The following is a 25,288-nucleotide window of genomic DNA, read 5'->3' as shown; positions in this document are numbered from 1 at the left end:
TCAAATATAATAGTGCGTTCTTTAGTTTCTAGTCTATTATTTCTCTTATAAAATCTGTTTTATTATCACAGTAAGCATCAACATTATATCTATAAAGTTTTGCTAGTTTTTTCTTTAAGTTAGAATACTCTTTAACCTTATCTGGATTTAATCTTAAATAATCTCTAAATTTAATGTGTTCTAAATACCCTTTTCCATTTTTAGGACATACATATAAATTGTGTTCCATAAAATCAGTTGTATCATATAAAAAAGCTTCTCTTCCTTCTATATCTAAATTACCAAGATGCCTATACCCTAATTTTTCTAATTTCCTTATAGTATCATTTAGATAATTGTAGTTTTCAATTACTATATCAACATCCAATCTTGGTTTCGCAGAAAGCCCTTCAACAGAGGTACTACCAACATGTTCTATTTTTAAAATTGAGTTTCCTAATACCTTTTCTAGTGCAGATTTTAACTTTTCAAACTCATATTTCCAGTTTGGATTATGCTCTACTACTTCGACAATCTTTGTAGTTAATCCAGTTACTTCTAATTGATAGATATCATGTTTCATTACTTTTCCTCTATAAATCTTATCATACTCTGATATTTTTTTCATACCTAACCTTTTTGCTACATTTATAGATGTCGTGTTTTCAGGTCTTATATCTGCTACTAAAGTATCTGCTTTTAAATTCTTAATAGCATAATCTATACAAGCAATTGCACCTTCAGTAGCATATCCTTGGTTCCAGTATTCTTTTTTTATTATATATCCTATTCCCAATCCTATGTCTTGTTTTATAAGACCTATTTGTCCAACTACGCCTTCTCTTTCCTTATCTATAGCAATAAAATATCCATATCCATCATTATCGTATCTTTTTATATTTCTATCAATCCATTCCAAAACTTCTTTATCAGAGAAAGCATGTTCCCAAGCATACATTACCTCTATATCTTGTAAAATCTTACTTATTTCCTCAAAGTCATTATGATTCATTTTTCTAATATATAATCTTTTACTTTCAATCATTGTATTCACCGCCTTGAAAAAATAATCCTAAATTAAGCGTTATATACAATCTCTCCATTACATATTGTATAATTAACCTTACCATATAGAGACTTACCTTTAAATGGCGAGTTATCAGCTTTAGAGGCAAAGCTTTCAACTGTCCATTCTTCTTCAGGATTAAATATAACAATATCTGCTATTGCACCTTCTTCTATAAAGCCAACGTTTAAATTGTACAATTTTGCAGGGTTTGTAGACATTTTTTCTATTAACTGCATCATGTTAAGATGGTTTTTATGAACTAAGTTTGTTATTCCAAGAGATAAAGAAGTCTCCAACCCAATAATACCACTTGGAGCTTTAATGAATTCTCTGTCTTTTTCTTCTCTACTATGTGGTGCATGGTCTGTTGCTATTATTTCAATGGTACCATCATTTAATCCCTCTATAATCTTATCTCTATCCCACTTACTTCTTAAAGGTGGATTCATTTTTGCATTTGTTCCAAACTCTAATACATCTTCTTCTGTCAGTGTAAAGTGGTGTGGTGAAGCCTCTGCAACTACATTTGCACCAAGGTATTTTGCAAATCTAACCATATCAACAGATACCCCAGAACTTATATGTTGTATATCAATCTTAGCTCCAGTCTTTAATGCCAACATACAATCTCTAGCTACCATAACATCTTCTGCCACACTTGATGCACCTTTTAATCCTAACTCTGAAGCTACCTTTCCTGCATTTACACCTGGATTTCCAACTAAAGAAGGGTCTTCTTCATGAAAACTAAGTGGCACATCCAACTCTTTTGCCTTAATCATAGCCTCCATAATTAGATTGCTATCCATCAGAGGTAATCCATCATCAGTGAATCCTGGTACACCAGCTTTTTTGAGATTTTCCATATCAACTAACTCTTTACCTTCAAAGCCTTTAGTTATAGCAGCCGCTTGTAAAACATTTATACATGCGTTTTTTGATTTTTCTTTAACATAATTAAAAGTATCTTCATTATCTACAATAGGATTAGTGTTTGCCATACATATAACGGTTGTAAATCCTCCTCTAGCAGCAGACTTAGCCCCACTTTCTATATCTTCTTTATATGTAAATCCTGGGTCTCTAAAATGAACATGTACATCTACTAAACCTGGAGCAATTATATTGCCACTAGCATCTATTATCTTTTCATATTCATTGCTTTTATCAAATTTACCAATTTTATAAATTTTATTTTCTTTTATAATTAAATCTATTTTCTCATCTTTTTGACTCTTAGGGTCTATTACCCTACCATTTTTAATTAAAATCATCTTATTTCTCCTTTATACTTTTCATTTATATAGACTTATATAATATTATACATTATTTTACATACTTAAATACAAAATTACGTTTGACATCAATAGCCTTTTTAGGACAAAGTTCATGGCAACAGTAACATCGTATACATTTACTTAAGTCTATAATAGCTCCATTCTTTCCCATCTCTATAGTACTTGCAGGACAAGCTTCCTTACATTTTCCACATTTTATACAATCTTGAAATCTAACCACAGGTTTTGGTGTTATAAGCTTTGAAATAGGTTCATTTAAAAATTTTGGTAGTTTTACAGAAAACAGTCTCAAATCTTTACTTACATTTGGAACCTTATAGTCTTTTATAATTAAATCATTTACATCTTCTCCTACAATCTCAACATCCGAAAAATCTGCTTCTATATATCCTCTTTTTATAGCTCCTCTAATTGTAGCAACTCTATTTGGAAATAAATTTATAATCTTACATGCAACTATATCTATAGCATACGGATTTTGTGATGCTAATAGGACACCTATTTCTCTAGTAGTTCCAGCTGAGGGTCCATCACCTTCCATGCCTACTATTCCGTCCATAATTGTCAATGTTGGTTTCACATAGTCACAAATATCTAAAAGTACATTTTCGCAAAACAATTCTTCTGTAGGAAATCTATAATGAATTTCTGCTTTTTTCAATCCAGCTATGCATCCATACAAGTTTTTTGTACCACCAGTAAAAGTTGCCATCACATGTGTCTTTAATTTACAGAGATTTATTATATATTCTGCATCTACTATTGGTTTAATAATATCCATATATTTTAGAACATGTGCTTTTTCACTATGTATCTTAACATCTGAAACATCATAATTTAACTTAATACCCAAATCATTTGCTACCTCTTCAATTCCAGATGCTTTATAAATACTCTTAAGAGAGCTTTGATTATATGGACCACCAGGGCTATCTGCTATTGTAATATCACAATTTAACTCTAAAAGTTTCTCACATACAACTCTTACAATCATAGGATGCGTGGTTGTAGCTTCTTCGGGTCTTTTTTTCATCAATAAATTTGGTTTTACAAGTACTTTACTCCCTTTCTTAACAAATCTATCAATGCCTCCAATATCATCTAAATTTTTTTCAATAGAATCTCTTACATCTTCATAATTGTAAGTTTTACAACTCCTAACAGATACTGACTTCATATTATTTCCATCCTTTTATCAAAACAATTTATTTGTATAATTCAAAAAAGGAGAAACTAAAGTTTCTCCTTTTAATCTATGTTTTTAATTATTATTTTCCAAAATGTCTGTTTAATAATCCTAAGAATGCTTTACCATGTCTAGCTTCGTCTTTACACATTTCATGTACTGTATCATGTATAGCATCTAATCCTAATTCTTTTGCTCTCTTAGCTAATTTTAATTTTCCATCAGTTGCACCGTACTCAGCGTCAACTCTAACTCTTAAGTTCTCTTTTGTATCTGCAACTACAACTTCTCCAAGAAGTTCTGCAAATTTAGCAGCATGCTCAGCTTCTTCAAAAGCTATTCTCTTATATGCTTCTGCTACTTCTGGATAACCTTCTCTATCAGCTTGTCTACTCATTGCTAAGTACATTCCTACTTCTGTACATTCACCAGTAAAGTTAGCTCTTAATCCTTCGATTATTTCTGCATCTACACCTTGAGCTACTCCTATTCTATGTTCGTCAGCCCAAACCATTTCACCTTTCATTTCTTCGAATTTATCAGCTCCAACTTTACATACTGGACATTGTGCTGGTGCAGCATCCCCTTCATGTATATATCCACATACTGTACAAACAAATTTTTTCATAATTAATTTCCTCCCAATTTTATATAATTAAATTTTTATTTTTAAGTTTAATAACTTGCTACAAGAATATATATACCCCCAGCTTTATGGTTTAAACACTAAAAATAAAATTTATTTCCTAATTAATTTTATCACTTTGAAACACCAGTATCAACCAAGTTTTGATGTCAAATTTCTACATAATACATAGTTTATTTGATTAATTAGGAAACAATTGTCTTATTAAATACTTTCCAAGGAAGACTCTTTTGAATCTTTAAGTTTAACTTTTTTGCTCTTTAAAAAAGATAATTTAGTTTCTGCTGTTATGATTGCAACAAATATCAGTATGCTACCAATAACCAATTTTGCTGTAATAAGTTCCTTTAGAATTATTATAGAAAATATAGTACCAAATACAGCTTCTGTAGATAATATTATAGCTGTTCTCGTTCCATCAACTCTTTTTTGACATATAGTCTGAAATAAAAATCCTATTGTAGTACTAAATATAGCTAGATATATAGTTCCCATATAGCCAGATAATTCAGCTTCCATCTTTAATTGACCTGCAAATGTCTGAACTACTAAAGACATTAAAAATGCTACAGTAAATTGAACAGCTGTTAATGCTATTGGGTTGTTATCTTTTGCAAACTCACTTGTAAAGAATATATGAAATGCAAATCCTAATGAACATATAAGTGTTAGTAAATCGCCAAAATTGATAGAGAAATCTGCTTCTAAAGAAAGTATACCAATCCCTACAAGGGCTACCAAACTACTTATTATCCCTATCTTATCAAGTTTCCTTTTATAAAGTATAAATCCTATGAATGGAACTATTACAACATTTGCTGCTGTTATAAATGCATTCTTAGATGGTGTAGTGTACATAAGTCCAATGGTTTGTACTGTGAAGGCTAGAAATAAAAATACTCCTAAAAGCCCTCCTGCTTTTAACAATTTTTTCCCCATATTAGCGCGAATCTGTTTAAAAAACAGTAAATTCATAATTACGGCTGCTAAGAAGAATCTTACAGTTATGATTTGTAGAGGTGTAAGCCCACCGTCTAATGCAAATTGGGTTGCTACAAAGCCACTTCCCCATATAATTGCTATAAATATTAGTCCTATTTCTCCAAAGTATTTTTTCAATAAAGCCCCCTCCTTTTTATTTTTTTGCAAAATTATAAACCCCCTAAACAGCAAGAGAGTTTTTCTATAAGCATTACTATAGATTAATATAGTAAATTTTTTCAGTATTTTAAATCTAAATTTGTATCCATCGTGAGCTCAGATTTATATCCACTATTTAACAGTAATATATTAATCATTTTTTGTAAACACCTTTTTAATAAATTTTTTTATTTTTTTACTTATACTAAATTTTTTTATGAATAACTTTAATATATTATACTTTAATATTATGCAAATAATGTCAAATAAGTTACACTTTGGTTATCTTAGTTACAACTTTGTCGGTTTACTTTTTCTACTTTGTTCGATATAATTATAATATATTTTTGATACAATTCGACAAAAGGGGGAATGCTGTAATCATGGTAAAAAGAAGAAAAAAGAAAACTGTTACACTTACTATAATTGTTGTAATAGCTATTGGTATTTTTTCTATGGCATGGGCGGATATGTCTAGAAAAAAAGAAATTAAAGAAACTCAAGAAAGACTTAGGGCTGAAAAGCTAGAAAAAGAAAGAATCGAAAAAGAAAAAAATGAACCTATTATTGGTGCAAAAAAAGAAGCTGCAAAAGAATATGGATATGATGCAAAATTAGTTTGGGATAAACTTAGCAAATACGACTATTCAAACAACGGAGAGAAGATAGTATTTCTTACATTTGATGATGGACCATCTACTACTAATACTCCACAAGTCCTAGATATCTTAAAAAGACATAGTGTTAGGGGAACTTTCTTTATTAAAGGTGATTCACTTGAAAGAAAAGGTGCTAATGAAATTTTAAAAAGAACATTTGATGAGGGAAATGCAATAGCTCATCACTCTTACACTCACGACTATAAAAAACTATACCCTGGCAGAAGCCTAAATCTTGATACATTCGTAAATGAACTTAATAAAACTGATGAAGCTATGAAAAAAGTTTTAGGAAAGAATTTCTCATCAAATGTAGTTAGATGCCCAGGTGGATATATGTCTTGGAAGAATATGGAACCTCTAGGTAGCTACTTAAAAGAGAAAAATATGGCATCAATTGATTGGAATGCTTTAAATGCTGATGCAGAAGGTAAAAAGAAAAATGCTCAAGAATTATTTGAACATGCAAAAAAATCTTCTGAAGGTAAAGAAATGGTTGTTCTTTTAATGCATGATACTTATGGAAAGCAAGAAACAGTAAATGCATTGGACCAAATTATAACATATTTCAAAGATAATGGTTATCAATTTAAGATTTTAATATAATAAAAAAGCAAGCTCATTGATTATATTTTTTATACTCAATGAACTTGCTTTTATTTTAATCTATTTTACTAGTTCAATTTTTACAAACTTTTTCTTTCCTATTTGAACAACTAATTCACTTTCTTTAACAATAGCGCTTAAATCCTCTACTTTTTCACCATTTACCTTTACTCCACCTTGAGAAGCTAATCTTCTAACTTCACTCTTACTCTTAACAATTTCATTAGCAACTAATACTTCAATTAAATCAAATTCATCTTCTTTAACTTGAATTGTTTGTATATCTTCAGGTATTTGACCTTTTTGGAATACAGATTTAAATCTTTCTTCAGCTTCTTTAGCAGATTCTTCTCCATGGTATAATGTTACTATTTCTCTTGCTAAATTCATCTTTATATCTCTTGGGTTTACTGAACCATCTTTTAACTGAGATTCTATTTTATTAACTTCGTCAGGATGAACATCAGTTACTAAATTATAGTATTTAATTATAAGTTCATCAGGAATTTCCATAGATTTTTGGTACATTATTCCTGCTTCTTCATCTATTCCAATATAGTTGCCTAAGCTCTTACTCATTTTTTCTTTTCCATCTAATCCCTCTATTAAAGGCATCATTATTACTATTTGAGACTCCATACCAAATTCTCTTTGTAGTGATCTTCCCATTAATAAGTTGAATCTTTGGTCAGTTCCACCAAGCTCTATATCAGCTTCTAATGCTATAGAATCATATGCTTGCATTAATGGGTAGAAGAATTCATGTACTGATATTGGCATTTGCCCTTCATATCTTTTCTTAAAATCTTCTCTTTCTAACATTCTTGCAACAGTAATAGTTGCTGCTAGTTTTATTACATCTTCAAAATTTAATTTAGCTAACCACTCACTATTGAATCTTACAATAGTTTTTTCTTTATCTAAAACTTTGAAAATTTGTTCTTCATAAGTTTTTGCATTCTCAAGAACTTGTTCTGTTGTTAAAGCTTTTCTTGCTTTAGATTTTCCAGTTGGGTCTCCAATTTTCCCTGTAAAATCTCCAATTATTATTACTATTTGATGACCTAAATCTTGTAGTTGCTTCATTTTTCTAAGAACTACTGTATGCCCTAAATGTATATCTGGAGCACTTGGGTCTAGACCCAATTTTACTATCATAGGTTTTTCTTCTTTTTCTGATTTAATGAGTTTTTCTCTTAACTCTTTTTCATCTATTAAATCATCTACACCTTTCATAATTATTCGTATTTGCTCGTCTATCGATTTCATTTTTCATTCCTCCTAAAATATTTATATAATCTTTAATTTTTATTTTTATAATAAAAAAAGCTTTCATCCTATTAAAAGGACGAAAGCATTGCTTACGTGTTACCACCTTAGTTCATCAATATCTCACGATACTAATCTCTTAGAGTATAATTACATATACCCGTGTACTATAACGTGTACTACTCCGATATCTCTTAATGGTTGTTATCTTTCAGAGATAGTGCTCTGAGATGTATTCAAACTAAATTAACTTATTCCATTTCACCAAGCTGGAACTCTCTGTTAAATAAAATCTAGCTCTACTTCTTCTCTTCATAGCATTTATATATTCAGATTATTTCATCAATTACAAGAAATTTTTCTTAACTTACTCATAATATATTATTATTTTTGTATTTTGTCAACCTTTTTTATTATTATATACATGTTTTTTTACATTATACTATCTTTTTATATTTTTTACCAATATGTAAAGTTATTTTTCAATTAAAATATTGATTTGTTTATTGACAATGTTAGTCTGACTCAATCTTATGTTTATTTTCTTATTTAAAAATGCATTTATGATTATTAAACCAACAATCGTCACGTTAAACATAAAAAATAACAATAAAATTATTATTAAAAAAGAAATTCTAGCATATAGTAACTTTCTAAACTTAGATATTATAAAATTTTGCAGTGACATACATGAATCCCTAATGATAAAATAAACACATAAATAAGCAATTGATATTAAGATTGTTTTTAAATAAACAAAATCAACTTTAATATTTAATAGTTTTACAATTTCAAAAACAGTTAAATAAGAAACACATATATAAAAAACTTTCTTTGAACAACATAAAAATTGATTTAGACTTCTAAAGTTCCTAAATATCAAAAACTTTTTTAAAGAATTAGAACCTAAAATATGCAATTTATGTCCCAAAATCAAGCTTAAAAAATATATACAAAAAACCATGCCAAATGGAAACAGTGCTATCATCAAATAATAAATAAGATTTGCATATCCATTAAAATAAATTAATTTACTATATCCCTGAAATTCTTTCATAAAACTGTAACCTATTAATGCTGAAGCATATATATCAATAAAAACCATTATAATTATTCCAAATATTGAACCATATACTAAATCATCCATCACCATTGTAGGTTTATTTATAAGATAACCACACATTATACCAAGTAATACACTCTGACTTGCCCAAATAGCAGTTCCTAGATTTCCAAGTACTAGAGAAATTATTAAAAGTGAAGTAATTCCAGATAAAATAGTATACTTTAAATCACATTTTAAGCATATTATACAAAAAAATATTGGTACTATAAAATCTAAATAAATAGCATATCCAAATCCAGTCCCCACAGCTATAATTGTCACTACTATGAATAAAGATGACAATAAAGCAGCTTCAGTTAATTTTTTAGTAGTATTCAAAATAAATCCTCCATAAATCATAAATTTTCTAACTAAAATTTTATTTTTAATATAGTATATCACTTTTTTAAAATATTTTTAATAAATATAAATTTTAATGAAAGTATTTATATTAGAAATGATATAATATATCTTAATATTCAGTTTTTTAAGACACTAGGAGGTAATTAATATGTTTAAAATTAAACACTTTAATGATTTAAGTTTGGATGAATTTTATGAAATAGCAAAATCAAGATACGAAGTATTTGCTTGTGAACAAAGGATATTTTCGTTAAACGATTATGATGATATAGATAAAAACTCTTATCACATATTTTTAAAAGAGGATGGGTTGATTTGTGCTTATGCTAGGATAATTCCTAGAGAATATAGCTCTTATGATGATGTTTCTATTGGTAGAGTTTTGGTTCTTTCTACTCATAGAAAAAAGGGGTTAGCAAAACAAATGATGGATTGTGCTATAGACTTCATAAAGATTAATTTACATGAAAACAATATAACTTTATCAGCACAGGCTTATATAAAAAATCTTTATTTGTCTTGTGGTTTTAAAGAAATATCAGAAGTATACGATGAAGCTGGAATTGAACATATTAAAATGAGATTACAGTGTTGACAAGCTAATATTGTTAATATATAATTTAAGTATAAATAATATATTGAATTGATATTTAGGTATTTGAAAATACCTTATATAGAGTCAGAAGGCTTTTTGCTTTCTGATTTTTTTATTATCAAAATTCAATAATTATATAGATTCAAAATGTTAATTTTTATTCTATATTCTACTTTCCCCAAAAGTAAGAATTATACCCAACTTTGTGATAGGCATCTTGCCTATCTTTTTTTTGTGAAAGTAACAAGGTAATAATATAATGCATAGTTTAGAATAAGAAGATTAGCTCAGGCTAAATTTCATGCATGGAGGTGCTACTATGAAAAACCTTAACGATATTCAAGTGAAAAAAACTGTTAAAGTTGAAGATATATTATCTAGTGGTAATTTAAGAGAAAGAATGTTAGCGCTTGGTCTTACTAGAGGAGCTGTTATAGATGTAGTTAGAAAAGGTCCAAAAAATAATTTAACTGTCTACAAAATCAGAGGTAGTAAGATAGCTCTACGACAAGAAGAAAGTAGCTTAATATTAGTTTCTGACATTTAAAATTTTCTAGTAGGAGGATATTAATATGGGGTTGACACATAACTCAACTAAAATGAGTTCTTTAAAAGACATGTTTGATATAGACAATAAAGAGGACCAGTTTGTAATTGCATTGGCTGGTAATCCAAATACAGGTAAAAGTACTGTATTTAACCATCTTACAGGGCTTAGACAGCATACTGGAAATTGGCCAGGAAAAACTGTGGCTACAGCTCGTGGTAATTTTAAATATAAGAATGCTGAATATGCATTGATAGATTTACCAGGGACATATTCTCTATTTGCCTTATCACAGGAAGAAATTGTGGCTCGCGATTTTATATGTTTTGGTAATCCAGATGCAGTAATAGTAGTATGTGACGCTACATGTCTTGAGAGAAATTTAAACTTGGTATTTCAAGTGATGGAACTTACAGATAAAGTTATTTTATGTATAAATTTAATAGATGAAGCTAGGAAAAAAGGAATTACTATTAATACAAAACTTCTAGAGGATTCTCTTGGTATTCCAGTTATTTTAACTGCTGCAAGAAGTGGTTCTGGTATGGATGAATTATTAGATACTTTAAATGATGTATCTTTTGATAAATACAAGTTCAATAATAAACCTGTAAAATATAGTGAAGATATAGAAGATATGGTAAAATCAATTCAACCAGAATTAGATAATATCATGCCAAATATAAATTCTAGATGGTTAGGTCTCAGACTTATTGATGGCGACGAAAGTATCTTTGAATCCATGAGCAATTATATAGATAAAGATTCAATAGATGCTATTAATGAAGTGAAGAAAAAAATCCCAAATGATATAAATAAGCAGAAAATTAGAGATAAATTTACTAAAATTAACTATGATTATGCTAAGAAACTAAGTGATGAATGTTCTTCTAACGTTCCTAAAAAATCAACTGATAGAGAAGAAAAAGTAGATAAAATATTAACATCCAAAATATTTGGGCTTCCAATAATGCTCTTGTTACTAGGTACTATATTGTGGATTACTATAGAAGGTGCTAACTATCCATCCTCTTTACTGTCTAATTTGCTACTTGGATTTGAGCCAAGTATTTCAAGTGTATTGAATAGCATTAACTGTCCATCATGGTTAAATGATATGTTGGTTTTAGGATTATACAGAACTTTAGCATGGGTAATTTCTGTAATGCTACCTCCTATGGCAATATTTTTTCCACTATTTACCTTACTTGAGGATTTTGGATATTTGCCAAGAGTTGCGTTTAACTTAGACCACTTATTTAAAAAAGCTTGTGCACATGGCAAACAATGTTTAACTATGTGTATGGGATTTGGATGTAACGCAGCTGGAGTTATTGGTTGTAGAATAATTGATTCTCCAAGGGAAAGACTAATAGCTATACTTACAAATAACTTTGTACCTTGTAATGGTCGTTTTCCCACTCTGATAGCTATATCTACAATATTTTTTAGCTCAGTTATAACTAGCTCTTTTGTATCAAGTATAGCAACTGCATTTTGTATAACTTTATTGATAATTTTAGGTGTTGTAATAACATTATTGGTTTCTTATACTCTTTCTAAGACGTTATTAAAAGGAGTTCCATCTACATTTACATTGGAACTTCCGCCTTATAGAGTTCCTCAAATAGGAAGAACTTTATATACTTCCATAATAGATAGAACAATATTTGTTTTGGGAAGAGCTGTAATAGTAGCCATACCTGCTGGTGTCATAACTTGGATATTTGCAAATATCTATATAGGAGATTTAAGCGTACTATCACATGTTGCAAACTTTTTAGACCCTTTAGCTAAAGCAATTGGTCTTGATGGTTTTATATTGATGGCTTTTATTCTTGGATTTCCAGCAAATGAGATAGTTATACCTATACTTCTTATGGCTTACTTGGCAACTGGTTCTATGATAGAATTAGATAGCTTTAGTGCTTTAGGTCAAGTTCTTAGAGAACATGGTTGGACTTATTTGACAGCTTTAAATGTTATGCTGTTCAGTTTATTGCACTGGCCTTGTGCAACAACGCTTTTAACAATAAAAAGAGAAACTGGAAGTTTAAAATGGACTGCCTTAGGATTTTTAATGCCTACTGTACTTGCTTTTGTTGTTTGTTTTTTAACAACTACAATTTACAATTTGTTCATATAATTAGCATTAGTTAGTATTAAAGGTGTTTTTTAAATACTATTTAAAACTTTATAGATATTATTATAAAACATAGAGATATACTCAGTGATAGGTATAATTACTTAATATTTGAATATATCTCTATTTTAATTCTTATTTAGATATTTGGATTGAAATCTCGGTCATATAATTATCTTCATTACTTTCACAAAAGAAGTCAAGTATACTCTCCTCATATGAATTTCCGACAATTTCATATCCGTTCTCATATATATACTTTTTCAATTTTTCATAAGATTTATATGAATCCTCATATTTTCCAATATGCTTTATACACGCATACATTCCCTCTGGCTTTATATATAACTTTTTGTCTTTTATTTTTTTATCTATTTTTAAATAAAAACTTGATATGCTCAAATAGTCTTCATTTTTTATATTATCATTACTTACTATTACTCCTAACTCATATCCTTGATACAAATTTTTTAATTTACAGTAATTAGTAAAATCTATTAATTCCATCATAAAATCACCATTACTCATACTACTCAAGTCGCTTGATAAGACTAAGTATTCCTCAAACCTTTTTGATATATAAATTTCTTCATTATTCATTTTAGAAATTCCTTCAACTGTTGTATTTATTCTATTTTGCATTTTAGAACTTATCTTTCTTAATTTTTTTATTTTTTCTCTTATCTTTTTTTCTTCTTCTCTAAGCATTTTTACACAAAGTTGGGGACTTCTATTTTGTATATACGCTTTTATTTCTTCTAGACTCATTCCTATTTCTCTTAGTGATTGTAATATATCCAATGTATCATATTGATAGACTGAATAATATCTATAATTATTTTTATCTTTATATTCTGGAGAAAAAATCCCTATTTTATCATAAAAAATTAATGTCTGTTTAGATATTCCACACAACTTTGCAAATTCACCTGTGGTAAAATACTGTTTTTCCAAGGGCTACACACTCCTTATCTTCTTGTTTTCTATATAGTTACTATATTCTTTATTATTAGCTAAATCAAGTAGTTATTACTTTAGAAAATCAATATATTTTTAGTTTTAAAGGTTAAATGTCAGTTAAATATATTATCCACAATTTTTACATAACTTTCCCACAGTTTATCCACAACAATAAAAAGGTAGCACTTATATTAGTCGCTACCTTTCATCTATTAATCTTCATCCTTCCAACTTTTTATCCAATTTCCTATTCCATTATTTTTTCTTCAGTTATTTCTTCTCCATCATGTAATTTTGATATTAATTCCGATAAAGGGTTGTTATGTAAACCTCCAAAAATTCTTTTTCTTTCACTAATACTATATAGTGTACATGTTTTCCAATTCTTTGAGATATTAAAATTTACATACCACATAGTTAATATAAAACAAAGATGTAATGAAAAAGAGAAAGGGGGTGATTTAGTATTTACATACCACATAGTTAATATAAAACGAGGAATAATGTACTCTTTAGCATGGGTATATACACATTTACATACCACATAGTTAATATAAAACCCACCCATATGGGCAAATCAACTAAACCACCTATCTATTTACATACCACATAGTTAATATAAAACACAATTAAAAAGGACATGGAAAGCACTGAATGAATGATTTACATACCACATAGTTAATATAAAACCCAGAGTTAAGATATATTCCAGGATATGGTACTCCAGATTTACATACCACATAGTTAATATAAAACCTGTTAAACTGTTTTTTCTGTCATCTGAATTTCTAATATTTACATACCACATAGTTAATATAAAACTAGAAACTGTTAAGCTTCTTCTAGAACCTCGTGTCTTATTTACATACCACATAGTTAATATAAAACTTGCAGCTACTTTGGATTTACCAATAGACCCGAATTTATTTACATACCACATAGTTAATATAAAACAAGGAGCAAATACAATATATTAATAATAAGCTCCTAGATTTACATACCACATAGTTAATATAAAACTGTTCCTTAATAAGTGGAGCGTCCAAGGTTCCTTCAATTTACATACCACATAGTTAATATAAAACATTAATATTTTCCACTTTTATCCCTCCATTTTTTACCATTTACATACCACATAGTTAATATAAAACCAGAACAAAAGGAACAGATGGTGAGTATAGATATGTTATTTACATACCACATAGTTAATATAAAACCCCAAAATAAACTTAGCACTTCCAATACTTACACACATACAACTCTCTCAAATTTGCAGTGAACCATGAGTAGTGCAGTTGATAACACTTATCACACAGCCTCAATGCCTTACACTGCAACTGTTAAAGCCTACTTTATCACGAATATCGCTCACTGCAAAATTTCTATATTTTTATTATATCATAAAATTCAAACTATAAAATTAAAATGGAATAATTTATCAATTTAAGAGCACCTACATATTTGTAAGTGCTTACTATATTATCTATTCTAATAATTCTTTTTTCTTTTTATTATATTCTTCCTGTGTAATTGCTCCTGAATCTAACAACTCTTTTAATTTCTTTATTCTATCTAGTGGGTCTACATAACTCTGATAATTTTTCTTTTCAGCTTCATCTATACCCTTTTGAATCTCTTCATCAGTCATAATATCATGTTCACCAACATATAAATCTAGTATAGATTCTTCCCCAGTTTGCACTCTTCTGTAATACCTAATGGAAATACTATTAAGTTTACCACCTTCATCTTTTGTATAAAACTGAAAATTCGGACTAAATATATCAAAATCTTTTAATTCTTCTGTTATATATTTTACAAATAACCTACACTCTCTAGTATCTTCAAATTTTTCGTTTTGTACAGTTAAATCAAATGTAATCATTCAAGACTCTTCTACCTCAATTTTATAGTGACTTCCCTTATATTCTTTGGGGACTAATTCTTCTAATTTTGCTTCTAGGCCATCTTTTGAAATTTTTTTCCCATACTTTTTCTCTCTTTTTTCTTTATCTACTTCTTCTTGTTTTCTTATTCTTTCCATTTCTTTTTTTGATTCTTCTTTCTTTTGTTGTTCTTCTCTAATAGCCATCTTTTCTTCTGTATATGGACTTATATCATCCCAAACTGACCATAGATATATTGTGAAAATAAGAAAAATACAAGATAAAATTCCCATAACTTTTTGTTTCTCTCCAATGAAATAAAGAAGTACAAGTAAAGCCAGTAACATTAAACTCACTGGCATAAAATATATAAATATACTTATACCTAATAGCATTAATATTATTGTTACTATTATCGCTGACATAATAAAATCCCTCATAAATTACTCATCTCACACAATATTATAGCATAATTTGGTAAAACAAAAGCACCTACAATAAAGTAAGTACTTTCTTATTTATAATTTTTACAATTAAATTTATTCATTAATTTGAATTCATTATTATTGTGTATAAAAAATTTCATCTTTTTATTGACTATAAAAAATATTATAGGCAATATTTTTCTAATTTGTGGTATAATAAAAGCAAGAAGAACTACAATCTATTTTGCGGTAGAGTGAAGTTCATAATTAAATGAAGCTATTTGAACTTACGGAATTTGATTTTAAAGTCAAATTCCCAGCCACTTTTACTCTTGCCACGAGTTGAGTGGCTTTTTACTTGCGTAAATACTTTACAAATTAAGCAAAATGTTAAACTAGCAATAACGCCAGCTATTATATTAAGTAAAAAGTTATTCATACTTCCCACCTCCTTTCATTAGGAAGTAGGTTCTATCCCAGTATGAACTCCACTCTATAAATTGTAGATTACATATTTTCTTCTTGCTAAAAATATTATAACATATATATTTACATATTTTTCCTATATATTACTTTTTATAATATTATTTCCTCCTTTCAATTAAAAAAACACCTACTATTTAAGTAAGTGTTCTCTGGTATTTTTAATTTTAAATCCACATAGTTAATATAAAACTCAATTATGTAACGAAATTGATGAAGATAAAATTGATTTACATACCACATAGTTAATATAAAACGTGAGAACTTGAATTCCCTTACAAGCATGTTAAAAATTTACATACCACATAGTTAATATAAAACTGAATTTAGCATACTACGATAAAGAAAGAGGATGCTGAAAAACATTTAATTGAAATAAAATCAACTATAAACAATAATAAATTTATTGCTCCAAGGGATGTTACATTTGTAAATACATGTTATAAATACATTATTACAAATGCTAACAATTGGTCTCCTTATACAATTGTGAATAGGAAATCTTGGATTAAAAACTATATAGAGCCTTTTTTCAAAGATACAAGATTAATAGACATAACACCTTATTTAATGCAGTCTTTCGTAAATAAACTATTCACTAAATTTACATATGGAAGTGCTAAAGTTAGATATGGCTTTGTAAGTTCTGTATTAAAAGAATCTTACAGGTTAAGAGAAATAACAGAGAATCCTTGTAACTTTATAAAGCTTCCTAATAAAGAAAGTTCTTTTAAAGTTAATATTTATGATAAAGAAGAATCACTGCTTCTAATAGATAAGCTATAATATAATGTCATAGAAATACCTATTCTCTTAATGTTGTTAGGATTAAGAGTTGAGGAAGTCTGTGGGCTTAGATGGTCTGATATTAACTTAGAAACTGATTCAATAAGTATTAATCAGATACTTATATATGCAAACAATAAAATAGCATTTAAAGAACCAAAAACACCAAAATTAAAAAGAACTTTATCAGTTCCAAAAGAATTAGTTGAAAAATTAAAAATAGAAAAATTAAAACAAAACAAAATGAAATTGCAAGGCACACTTATAAATGAAAATAACTTAGTGTGTCTAAATACAAATTTTAAACCTTGGATACCAACTGTATTGTCAAAAAATTTTCATAAATTTATTAAAAAAAATAATTTAAAACAAGTAAGAATACATGATTTAAAACATACAAGTGCTACCTTATTGCTTTTAGGAGGAACTAATATGAAAGTAGTTTCTGAAAGGTTAGGTCATACAGATATAAAAATAACTATGAATAGATACTCTCATGTTTTAGAAGAAATGGACAAAGAGGCTTCTGACAATTTAAGCAAAATGTTATTTAAATAAAAAAACTGACTGTCAGTTAAATGTCAGTTAAACCCATAAAAATAGCTTTTGTCAGTTAAATGTCAGTCACCTTATGCTCTTTTAGTCCAAACACCTGTAAAAATGCACATTTTAGTGTTTATTAATACTTATTAATATATAAATATTATTTATAGACTGAATAATATCTATAATTATTTTTATCTTTATATTCTGGAGAAAAAATCCCTATTTTATCATAAAAAATTAATGTCTGTTTAGATATTCCACACAACTTTGCAAATTCACCTGTGGTAAAATACTGTTTTTCCAAGGGTTACACACTCCTTATCTTCTTGTTTTCTATATAGTTACTATATTCTTTATTATTAGCTAAATCAAGTAATTCTTATTTAAGGAAGTTAGTATACAATATAATGAAAAAATATTATTACTTTTCTAAAGAAAAATGCCCGGTCTTTAGCTTAAAGATTTAAACACGACAAGAAATAAACTTTGAAATAAATTAAGTGTATGTATACCACCTTTTTTTACAATTACTCCTGATAATTATAAAAAAAGGTAGTAACTATTTATAGATTCTACCTTTATGTACTCAACATCGTATTTCATTTTGATTATATTAACAGTTTCAATTATTATAATTACATGCATAAAATTCCTTTAATGATAAGATAAATAACCATAAATTTACAAATTCAATTAATATCAATTATCTATTTTTAAGGTATCAAAAATTTCCCTTGCTGTTTGTGGCTTTCCAAAAAAATATCCTTGTATATAATCTGGTTTCATTTGTTTAACTAAATTATACTCCTCCTTTGTTTCTACTCCCTCTAAGCAGACTTCTATGCCCACATCGTGACAAATTGCAACAATAAAATGTATAAATGTAGCATCAAACTTACTTTTTAATATATCTTTGACAAATACTCTATCAATTTTTACTATATCTATTGGAGAAAATTTTAAAACTTCTAATGATGAATATCCTGTACCAAAATCGTCCATAGCAATACGAATTCCTAAGTCTTGTAAAACCTTGAACTTATGTTGTAAAATACTCATATTTTGTACTGTATGACTTTCAGTTAATTCTAAAACAAGATTTTGATAAGGAAAATTTTCTTCATCTATAATTTTGATTATATCCTCAATAAATGTATCCTCTAATACTTGAACAGCTGAAATATTTACACTTACTGTAAAAAGTGGATAATAAGTAATCCACTCGCCACAAGTACGTAGTGCCATCCGAAGTACCCATGCTCCAACAATATTTATCATATCATTTTCTTCTAAAATTGGAATAAATTCTAAAGGAGAAATTGCTTTACATTCACTATTAGTCCATCTTAAAAGCACTTCTACACCTATTATCTTATGACTTTGTGTATCTACTTGTGGCTGAAATCTGAGGCTGAATCCCCGAAAATTGTCATTAATTGATGCTTTCAATTCCCACATCATTGCTAATGAATACATTTTATTTTTTAATATTTCTTCAGAGAAAAAAACAATTCTGTTCTTACCATGCTCTTTAGCATACTGCAAAGAGTAACTAGCATATTTACTAAGTTCTTTTACTGTATCTCCATGTCTTGGATATATAACACAACCAGCAGAAATTGTTATATTTAATCCATATTTTCTCCACAAGTGAAGATGTATAATTAAATTCTGTATTTGCTCATATAAAAGTTGAATTTCCTTTTCTTCAACATTATCAACGAGAATTCCCATTTCATCACTATCAAGCTTATAAAGTTCCGCATTACCTGGTAAAATAGATTGTATAGATTGTGCTAAAGTTTTTATTATATTATCTCCAAAGTCTCTATCATACATCTCATTAACATTTTTAAAATCATCAATATTCAATAATACTATACACAATTTTTCAATCATAGGATTTGAAAGTTTATCCTCAAACGCACTCATAAATTCATAGTAATTCAACAACTGTGTTAATGGGTCAATCTTATTTTGTTTCCCTAATTGTGTCATTATTCCAGCAAAAATGCTTGGTTCTCCAAATTCATCACGCATTAATTGCCCTCTACATCTTAACCAAATATATTCTCCAATACGATTTTTAGCCCGGAACTCTACTGAATGATAATCCATATGATTTTTACCTATTTCCATATTCGACTTATAAAAACGATTCCAGTCTTCTGGATGTACAATTTGCTTCCAGTAAACAAGTGGATTCTCCACAATTTCTCCTGGTAAATCAAATAGTTCAACCTGTGATGGTGAATATCGAAAGACTCCTGTTTTCATATTGCAAATATATATATACTCATCTGTACCTCTAATCAAAGCATCATAAAGTAATGTAGAATCATAATCAAACTTACTTCTTAAGATATTAAAATCTTCAAAATCATCTCTTTCTTCTTTGGTATTTGATATTTGATAAAATTCATCAAACTTAACTTGCTCATTTAAACTTGTCGAGTTTGTAATATCTATAGATTGATGCATATGAACAACTGTATCATCTTGCCATGTAATTAAACTATCATAATTCTCAAAAATTCGATTTAATTTATTACATTTTTCATACCACTTTATTAATATTCCTTTTTTATTATTCTTTAGCAGTTCTAAAACTTTATAAAAACTACAGGGGGCATTTTTTTCAGAATATAGTACCTCCCAACAAACTTTATCTTCTGGAACCGAAATATTATATTCTTTTTTCATATTTTTATTCATGAAAATTATTTTATTAGTATGAATATCCGTAATATATATATTAAACTGTAGTTGATTTAATATAACCTCAAGATTATGTTTGTTCATATACTTACCTCCTTCATTATTACTATTATTTCTAATAATATTCCTAGATTTTTTTTATTATAGAGGATTTATTTATCATTTATATATACATTAAATAGATCAATTTAATTGAAAAACTTATTTCTTTCTATTTTAAATTATAGTTGATAAAAAAAAATACATCAATATCATATTATCAATTTTAAGGAGATTATTGCTATATAATGGCTTGTAAATCTTGTCTTAAATTTTAATCCAGTATTTATCTTGATAAAATCAAACACAAAATAGACTATATATTTTTTATTATTTTAAACTTTGAGATAAAAAGATATAATATTGATAATATAAAGTAAAAAAAAATATTTTTTTACTTTATATGAAATTATTTTCATTATGTATTGTAAACTTTAAAATATTGAATTTAATAAATATCATAATTTTTTTACTTGTATTTTATTATATAGATTATGTTTTATATGAATTATCTAACTATATTTATTTTATTAATTTATGAAGATATTATTTTAAAGCTTTTTTAATTAGCTACATCTTTATCAGAATAAGACAATATAAATAAAAATACATTTAATCAATTTTTATAGAATTAATTGTCAACTTTTTATTTAAATGGTAAAATATCCATGGATGGTATCTTGTTATAAGAACTATACTTTAAATGTTTTTAATTATTTTGTCTTATATAACTCATATCTTCGTGAATGAGATTAGAAATTAAGATGTTGTATCACAAATTGGAGGTGATACTATTAAAATAGGATTTATTGGTTCCGGAAAAGTTGGTACATCTTTAGCAAATTATTTTTTGTCAAAGGATTATTGTGTAACAGGTTTTTATGGAAGAAATCAATTATCTTTATTAGAATCAACAGATTTAACAAAAACAAAGATTTATAGTAAATTGAAAGACATTATTTATGAAAATGATATATTATTTATTACAACATCAGATGATTCTATTGAAATTATAGACAAAAAACTTTCCAAATTTAATTTAAAACATAAATACATTTGTCACACCAGTGGCTCTTTAAAATCTAGTATATTGTTCTATTCAAAAAAAGCAGGTGCATTAATTTATTCTATCCATCCTATATTTGCATTTTCCAATAAAAACACTGATATAAAAAAAATGAAAGAAATTTGTTTTTCCATAGAAGGCGATAATGAAAAAGATGATTCATTTATTCAAAATTTTATAGATAGTTTAGGAAATCAATTTTTCGTAAGAGATAAGAATACTTCATCCACTTATCATTTAGCTAATGTTTTAGTTTCAAATTTAGTGCTATCTTTACTAGATGTAGGAGTAAGTTATTTTATCAAGTTAGGTTTATCCGAAGAAGAAGCTTTGAAAGCTATAAATCCTTTAGTCAAAATAAATATAGAAAATATACTTAATAATGGATTTACTAAAGCTCTTACTGGACCTATTGCTCGTGGAGATATAACACCAATAAAAAAACATTTATCAGCATTAGATAAAAAAGATGAAGATATTTACAAAATACTTTCCTTAAATCTACTAAAAATAATAGCCTTGGCAAATGAAGATTCATCAAAATGTACAAAAAAGCTTTCTACAGAAAATGCATTTGAAAATTTAATAAGTAAATCTGAGAAATACAAAGAGATTTACAAAATTTTAGGAGGAAAAAACGATGAAAAATACTGTAATGACTTTTAAAAATGCTAAAAGTGAAGGAAAAAAGCTATCTATGCTTACTGCTTATGATTACTCAATAGCAAAAATAATGGATGAGTGTAATATAAATGGTATTTTAATAGGAGATTCATTGGGAATGGTCATAAAAGGAGAAGAAAACACTCTATCTGTTACTATAGATGAAATTATATATCATACAAAAGCTGTAAAAAAAGGTGCAAAAAATGCCTTAATAGTAAGTGATATGCCATTTCTATCTTACCATGTTTCTATAGAAGATGCTGTTAAAAATGCCGGTAGACTTGTAAAAGAAGGTGGCGCACATGCTGTAAAATTAGAAGGTGGCTCAAGTATTATAGAACAAATAAAATGCATTGTAAATGCTCAAATACCAGTAATGGGTCATTTAGGTCTAACACCTCAATCTGTAAATTCATTTGGCGGATTTAAGGTTCAAGGAAATACTAGTGAAACTGCAAAACAACTAATTGAAGATGCTAAATTAATAGAAAAAGCAGGTGCATTCTCTATTGTTCTTGAAGGAGTTCCTGCTAAAATAGCTGAGATGGTGACTAATTCTATTTCAATTCCTACAATAGGAATAGGTGCAGGAATTAATTGTGATGGTCAAATTTTAGTTTATCAGGATATGTTGGGAATGTTTGGAGATTTCGTACCTAAATTTGTAAAGCAATATGCAAATATAGGAGATATAATGAAAGATTCAATTAAAAATTACATACTAGAAGTTGAAACGGGTGCATTTCCACAAGAAAAACATAGCTTTTCAATAAATGAATCTGAATTAAAAAAATTATACTAAGATTAAGGATGGTACAAAATGCTTGTAAAAGAAATTAAATCATTAAAAAATATAATTAAAGATTGGAAAAAATCTGGCTATTCTATAGGGCTCGTTCCTACCATGGGATTTTTGCATGAAGGACATCAAAGTCTTATCAAAAAAGCTGTAAAAGAAAATGATAAAGTAGTTGTGAGTGTATTTGTAAATCCAACTCAATTTGGACCCAATGAAGATTTTAATAGCTATCCAAGAGATATAGAAAAAGATTTTAAATACTGTATGGATAATGGTGCATCAATAGTATTTAATCCATCATCAGAAGAAATGTATTTAAAAGGCAATTGTACTACTATAAATGTGTCTGGACTTACAGATTTTCTTTGTGGTTCTAAAAGACCTGTTCATTTTGGAGGTGTATGTTTAATTGTTTCAAAATTTTTAAATATAGTAACCCCTGATAAAGCTTATTTTGGAGAAAAAGATGCTCAACAATTAGCAGTAATCAAAAGAATGGTCAAAGATTTGAATATAGACACGGAAATAATAGGCTGTCCTATAGTTCGTGAAAATGATGGTTTAGCAAAAAGCTCAAGAAATACATATCTTTCAAGAGAAGAAAGAAAATCAGCTTTAGTTTTAAATGAAAGTTTGAACTTAGCAAAAGAAGAATTAACAAAAGGAAATCTAGATGTAAAAAAAATAAAAGAATTAATAATCTCTAAAATAACTTCTAAAGATTTAGTAAAAATAGATTATGTTGAAATTGTAGATAGCGAGACATTACAACCTGTTAAACAAATAGAAAGTTCTATACTCGTAGCAATTGCCGTTTTTATAGGGAAAACTAGATTAATTGATAACTTTACATTTCAGTTAAATATATAAATTATAATTTTATAAAATTTATACGATTATAAAAGGATTTTTTAAAAATTAGATTTACTTAAAATTATTATTAATTTCAATTATATAAGTGTGCTACTAGCACACTTATATTTTTTATGTAATTTGACTTGTTAAATTTTCTTAACTTAACTACCTAATGATTGGGTTTAAAAAGTTAGTATTTCTTCCTTTTGTATAAAAATTTATCCAGTTTTGCAATTATAATATCCAGTTTTACATATCCACTTGTAAAATATATGTAGGCAATATATCATACTATATATATTTATAAATGAAATAATGTCTACTATTTACTGAATATTTTTATTTTTTTGTTTTTTAGGGGGATTGATTGTGTTTAAAGATAAAATCGATGAATGTGTTCATATAATGACTGCATATATTGCTAGTTTAAAAGAATACTATTCATTCATAGAAACTCAAATTGGTGATTTTATAAAAAAATATGGAGAAGAGATTGTAGAGTTATGTCTCCATAGAATAATGATTCTACTATGTGAGTGTGGTTTGGCATAACATTAAATATATTGAAGTGGGGAAGAAAAATTTTATATAAGATTCTCTTCTTACCCACTTTAATATATCAATCTTATATTTTATTTTTTACAGAATTTACTGTCTTAACTATAATAAATCATACATAATTATCATACATTTAAGTCCTATCCATAGACTTAGTCATTTAATTTATTCTATTTGGTTCTTCCTATTCAAAAAATTATGCATGTTCTATTTAATACAGTTTACAATATTTCATATTTTACACTAGCTAACTTTACCATCTCTTTTTAGATTTAAAACATTTAGACCATTTATAAAGTACGCTTTACTTATTCTTCTTACCTATTTCATATATTATTCTATACATTAAATTATTCTTATTTTAATAATACTTTTTTATTGATATATTTATTATACAATCTTTTACTTATCATTGTCTCTAAATTGTTTACATACTTGATTTAATCCAATTGATACTCCCCAACATAGAATTCCTTGTAACACAGAAGTTGGATTAAACCCTAACATCCAAACAGAAAATACTACTCCAAATGCAAGCAATATAATAGGAATGTACTTATCACTTAATTTTTTATATTTTTTAAACCCCATACCTAAGACATTAAGTGCAACTATTAAAATTAACAATTGTTGTGGTATAAAACTTATTAAACTATCCATGTATTATCCTCCTCAAAATATTTTTTCTAATAAACTTGTATGCTTATTTCAGCAAATCACTTAAGCATATTCTAAGAGAATTTAAGTTGCACTCATATAAGGCTTTTATTTTTTCTTTATTTTTTGCTTATAATACCTTCAATTCGCCAATTTGTTCTCTATATTTAATTATGCTTGCTTCATATTTATTCAAATTTTCTTATAAAAGTTCTTGTTTTGCAAAAAACATTTGTTTC

23 protein-coding genes, 1 pseudogene, 1 CRISPR repeat array and 1 other annotated feature are annotated in these 25,288 nt (G+C 27.4%); of the genes and pseudogenes, 10 read left to right on the top strand and 14 right to left on the bottom strand.

Features of this window, described 5'->3' with window-relative positions; all coding sequences use genetic code 11:
• Positions 1 to 28: 28 nt before the first annotated feature.
• The 5 genes from ACTG48_RS08130 to ACTG48_RS08110 all read right to left on the bottom strand — a co-directional run bounded on the left by ACTG48_RS08130 (position 29) and on the right by ACTG48_RS08110 (position 5,327).
• Entirely contained in the window at positions 29 to 1,024 is a 996-nt protein-coding gene (locus ACTG48_RS08130; protein ID WP_479918557.1) for a GNAT family N-acetyltransferase, read from the bottom strand.
• Positions 1,025 to 1,056: 32 nt separating this feature from the next.
• On the bottom strand, positions 1,057 to 2,322 hold the full coding sequence (locus tag ACTG48_RS08125) for a dihydroorotase (RefSeq protein ID WP_479918556.1): 1,266 nt from the start codon (positions 2,320 to 2,322) through the stop codon (positions 1,057 to 1,059).
• Positions 2,323 to 2,374: 52 nt separating this feature from the next.
• Complete coding sequence (locus tag ACTG48_RS08120) at positions 2,375 to 3,523, bottom strand: DUF362 domain-containing protein (RefSeq protein WP_479918555.1); 1,149 nt, start codon at positions 3,521 to 3,523, stop codon at positions 2,375 to 2,377.
• A 91-nt stretch (positions 3,524 to 3,614) separates the two neighbouring features.
• The gene (locus tag ACTG48_RS08115; protein ID WP_009889371.1) at positions 3,615 to 4,160 is read right to left on the bottom strand and encodes an NADH peroxidase; all 546 of its coding nucleotides are present in this window, start codon (positions 4,158 to 4,160) and stop codon (positions 3,615 to 3,617) included.
• Between the two features lie 222 nt (positions 4,161 to 4,382).
• Complete coding sequence (locus ACTG48_RS08110; RefSeq protein ID WP_021384268.1) at positions 4,383 to 5,327, bottom strand: DMT family transporter; 945 nt, start codon at positions 5,325 to 5,327, stop codon at positions 4,383 to 4,385.
• 374 nt (positions 5,328 to 5,701) lie between these two features.
• Between ACTG48_RS08110 and ACTG48_RS08105 the strand changes: the two genes are divergently transcribed.
• Entirely contained in the window at positions 5,702 to 6,583 is an 882-nt protein-coding gene (locus ACTG48_RS08105; protein ID WP_479918554.1) for a polysaccharide deacetylase family protein, read from the top strand.
• A gap of 60 nt (positions 6,584 to 6,643) precedes the next feature.
• Here ACTG48_RS08105 and tyrS read toward each other — a convergent pair whose 3' ends face one another.
• Both tyrS and ACTG48_RS08095 read right to left on the bottom strand, forming a co-directional pair.
• On the bottom strand, positions 6,644 to 7,852 hold the full coding sequence (gene tyrS, locus ACTG48_RS08100) for a tyrosine--tRNA ligase (RefSeq protein ID WP_479918553.1): 1,209 nt from the start codon (positions 7,850 to 7,852) through the stop codon (positions 6,644 to 6,646).
• 72 nt (positions 7,853 to 7,924) lie between these two features.
• Positions 7,925 to 8,177, bottom strand: a binding site (T-box leader).
• Between the two features lie 150 nt (positions 8,178 to 8,327).
• Complete coding sequence (locus ACTG48_RS08095) at positions 8,328 to 9,296, bottom strand: DUF2232 domain-containing protein (RefSeq protein WP_479918552.1); 969 nt, start codon at positions 9,294 to 9,296, stop codon at positions 8,328 to 8,330.
• A gap of 172 nt (positions 9,297 to 9,468) precedes the next feature.
• Between ACTG48_RS08095 and ACTG48_RS08090 the strand changes: the two genes are divergently transcribed.
• The 3 genes from ACTG48_RS08090 to feoB all read left to right on the top strand — a co-directional run bounded on the left by ACTG48_RS08090 (position 9,469) and on the right by feoB (position 12,608).
• Positions 9,469 to 9,915, top strand: coding sequence for a GNAT family N-acetyltransferase (locus ACTG48_RS08090; RefSeq protein ID WP_021384263.1), 447 nt, complete (start codon positions 9,469 to 9,471; stop codon positions 9,913 to 9,915).
• Positions 9,916 to 10,234: 319 nt separating this feature from the next.
• Complete coding sequence (locus ACTG48_RS08085) at positions 10,235 to 10,462, top strand: FeoA family protein (RefSeq protein WP_003420037.1); 228 nt, start codon at positions 10,235 to 10,237, stop codon at positions 10,460 to 10,462.
• Between the two features lie 25 nt (positions 10,463 to 10,487).
• Entirely contained in the window at positions 10,488 to 12,608 is a 2,121-nt protein-coding gene (gene feoB, locus ACTG48_RS08080; RefSeq protein WP_479918551.1) for a ferrous iron transport protein B, read from the top strand.
• 132 nt (positions 12,609 to 12,740) lie between these two features.
• Here feoB and ACTG48_RS08075 read toward each other — a convergent pair whose 3' ends face one another.
• The 4 genes from ACTG48_RS08075 to ACTG48_RS08060 all read right to left on the bottom strand — a co-directional run bounded on the left by ACTG48_RS08075 (position 12,741) and on the right by ACTG48_RS08060 (position 16,315).
• Positions 12,741 to 13,559, bottom strand: a complete 819-nt coding sequence (locus ACTG48_RS08075) for a MerR family transcriptional regulator (protein ID WP_479918550.1) — start codon at positions 13,557 to 13,559, stop codon at positions 12,741 to 12,743.
• 406 nt (positions 13,560 to 13,965) lie between these two features.
• Positions 13,966 to 14,782: direct repeats of the CRISPR family, unit length 29 nt; unit sequence ATTTACATACCACATAGTTAATATAAAAC.
• A gap of 266 nt (positions 14,783 to 15,048) precedes the next feature.
• Positions 15,049 to 15,450 (bottom strand): SHOCT domain-containing protein, encoded by a 402-nt coding sequence (locus ACTG48_RS08070; protein WP_479918549.1) that lies wholly within the window; start codon positions 15,448 to 15,450, stop codon positions 15,049 to 15,051.
• Complete coding sequence (locus ACTG48_RS08065; RefSeq protein ID WP_479918548.1) at positions 15,451 to 15,876, bottom strand: hypothetical protein; 426 nt, start codon at positions 15,874 to 15,876, stop codon at positions 15,451 to 15,453.
• 277 nt (positions 15,877 to 16,153) lie between these two features.
• Entirely contained in the window at positions 16,154 to 16,315 is a 162-nt protein-coding gene (locus ACTG48_RS08060; RefSeq protein WP_479918547.1) for a type I toxin-antitoxin system toxin, read from the bottom strand.
• A gap of 383 nt (positions 16,316 to 16,698) precedes the next feature.
• Here ACTG48_RS08060 and ACTG48_RS08055 point away from each other — a divergent pair, with 383 nt between their 5' ends.
• The gene (locus ACTG48_RS08055) at positions 16,699 to 17,145 is read left to right on the top strand and encodes a tyrosine-type recombinase/integrase (protein WP_479918783.1); all 447 of its coding nucleotides are present in this window, start codon (positions 16,699 to 16,701) and stop codon (positions 17,143 to 17,145) included.
• Positions 17,146 to 17,175: 30 nt separating this feature from the next.
• A complete protein-coding gene (locus ACTG48_RS08050) occupies positions 17,176 to 17,703 on the top strand; it encodes a site-specific integrase (protein WP_479918546.1) in 528 nt (175 codons plus the stop codon).
• 148 nt (positions 17,704 to 17,851) lie between these two features.
• On the opposite strand, the pseudogene ACTG48_RS08045 reads toward ACTG48_RS08050, so the two are convergent.
• Both ACTG48_RS08045 and ACTG48_RS08040 read right to left on the bottom strand, forming a co-directional pair.
• Positions 17,852 to 17,995: pseudogene (locus ACTG48_RS08045) on the bottom strand (MerR family DNA-binding transcriptional regulator); the annotation flags it as partial.
• 395 nt (positions 17,996 to 18,390) lie between these two features.
• Entirely contained in the window at positions 18,391 to 20,493 is a 2,103-nt protein-coding gene (locus ACTG48_RS08040) for a bifunctional diguanylate cyclase/phosphodiesterase (protein WP_021384289.1), read from the bottom strand.
• Positions 20,494 to 21,226: 733 nt separating this feature from the next.
• Here ACTG48_RS08040 and ACTG48_RS08035 point away from each other — a divergent pair.
• The 4 genes from ACTG48_RS08035 to ACTG48_RS08020 all read left to right on the top strand — a co-directional run bounded on the left by ACTG48_RS08035 (position 21,227) and on the right by ACTG48_RS08020 (position 24,386).
• On the top strand, positions 21,227 to 22,180 hold the full coding sequence (locus ACTG48_RS08035; protein ID WP_479918782.1) for a Rossmann-like and DUF2520 domain-containing protein: 954 nt from the start codon (positions 21,227 to 21,229) through the stop codon (positions 22,178 to 22,180).
• Complete coding sequence (gene panB, locus ACTG48_RS08030) at positions 22,155 to 22,982, top strand: 3-methyl-2-oxobutanoate hydroxymethyltransferase (RefSeq protein ID WP_479918545.1); 828 nt, start codon at positions 22,155 to 22,157, stop codon at positions 22,980 to 22,982. The genes ACTG48_RS08035 and panB overlap by 26 nt, the downstream gene beginning before the upstream one ends.
• 18 nt (positions 22,983 to 23,000) lie before the next feature.
• Positions 23,001 to 23,849: a pantoate--beta-alanine ligase gene (panC, locus tag ACTG48_RS08025; protein ID WP_479918544.1), complete on the top strand. Its 849-nt coding sequence runs from the start codon at positions 23,001 to 23,003 to the stop codon at positions 23,847 to 23,849.
• 354 nt (positions 23,850 to 24,203) lie between these two features.
• On the top strand, positions 24,204 to 24,386 hold the full coding sequence (locus ACTG48_RS08020; protein WP_021384275.1) for a hypothetical protein: 183 nt from the start codon (positions 24,204 to 24,206) through the stop codon (positions 24,384 to 24,386).
• A gap of 408 nt (positions 24,387 to 24,794) precedes the next feature.
• Here ACTG48_RS08020 and ACTG48_RS08015 read toward each other — a convergent pair whose 3' ends face one another.
• A complete protein-coding gene (locus ACTG48_RS08015; protein WP_021384262.1) occupies positions 24,795 to 25,052 on the bottom strand; it encodes a phage holin family protein in 258 nt (85 codons plus the stop codon).
• Positions 25,053 to 25,288 lie beyond the last annotated feature (236 nt).

Source organism: Clostridioides sp. LIBA-6822, assembly GCF_056688955.1.
Note: the sequence above shows the minus strand (reverse complement) of the source record. Positions and strands in the feature narration are given on the sequence as shown.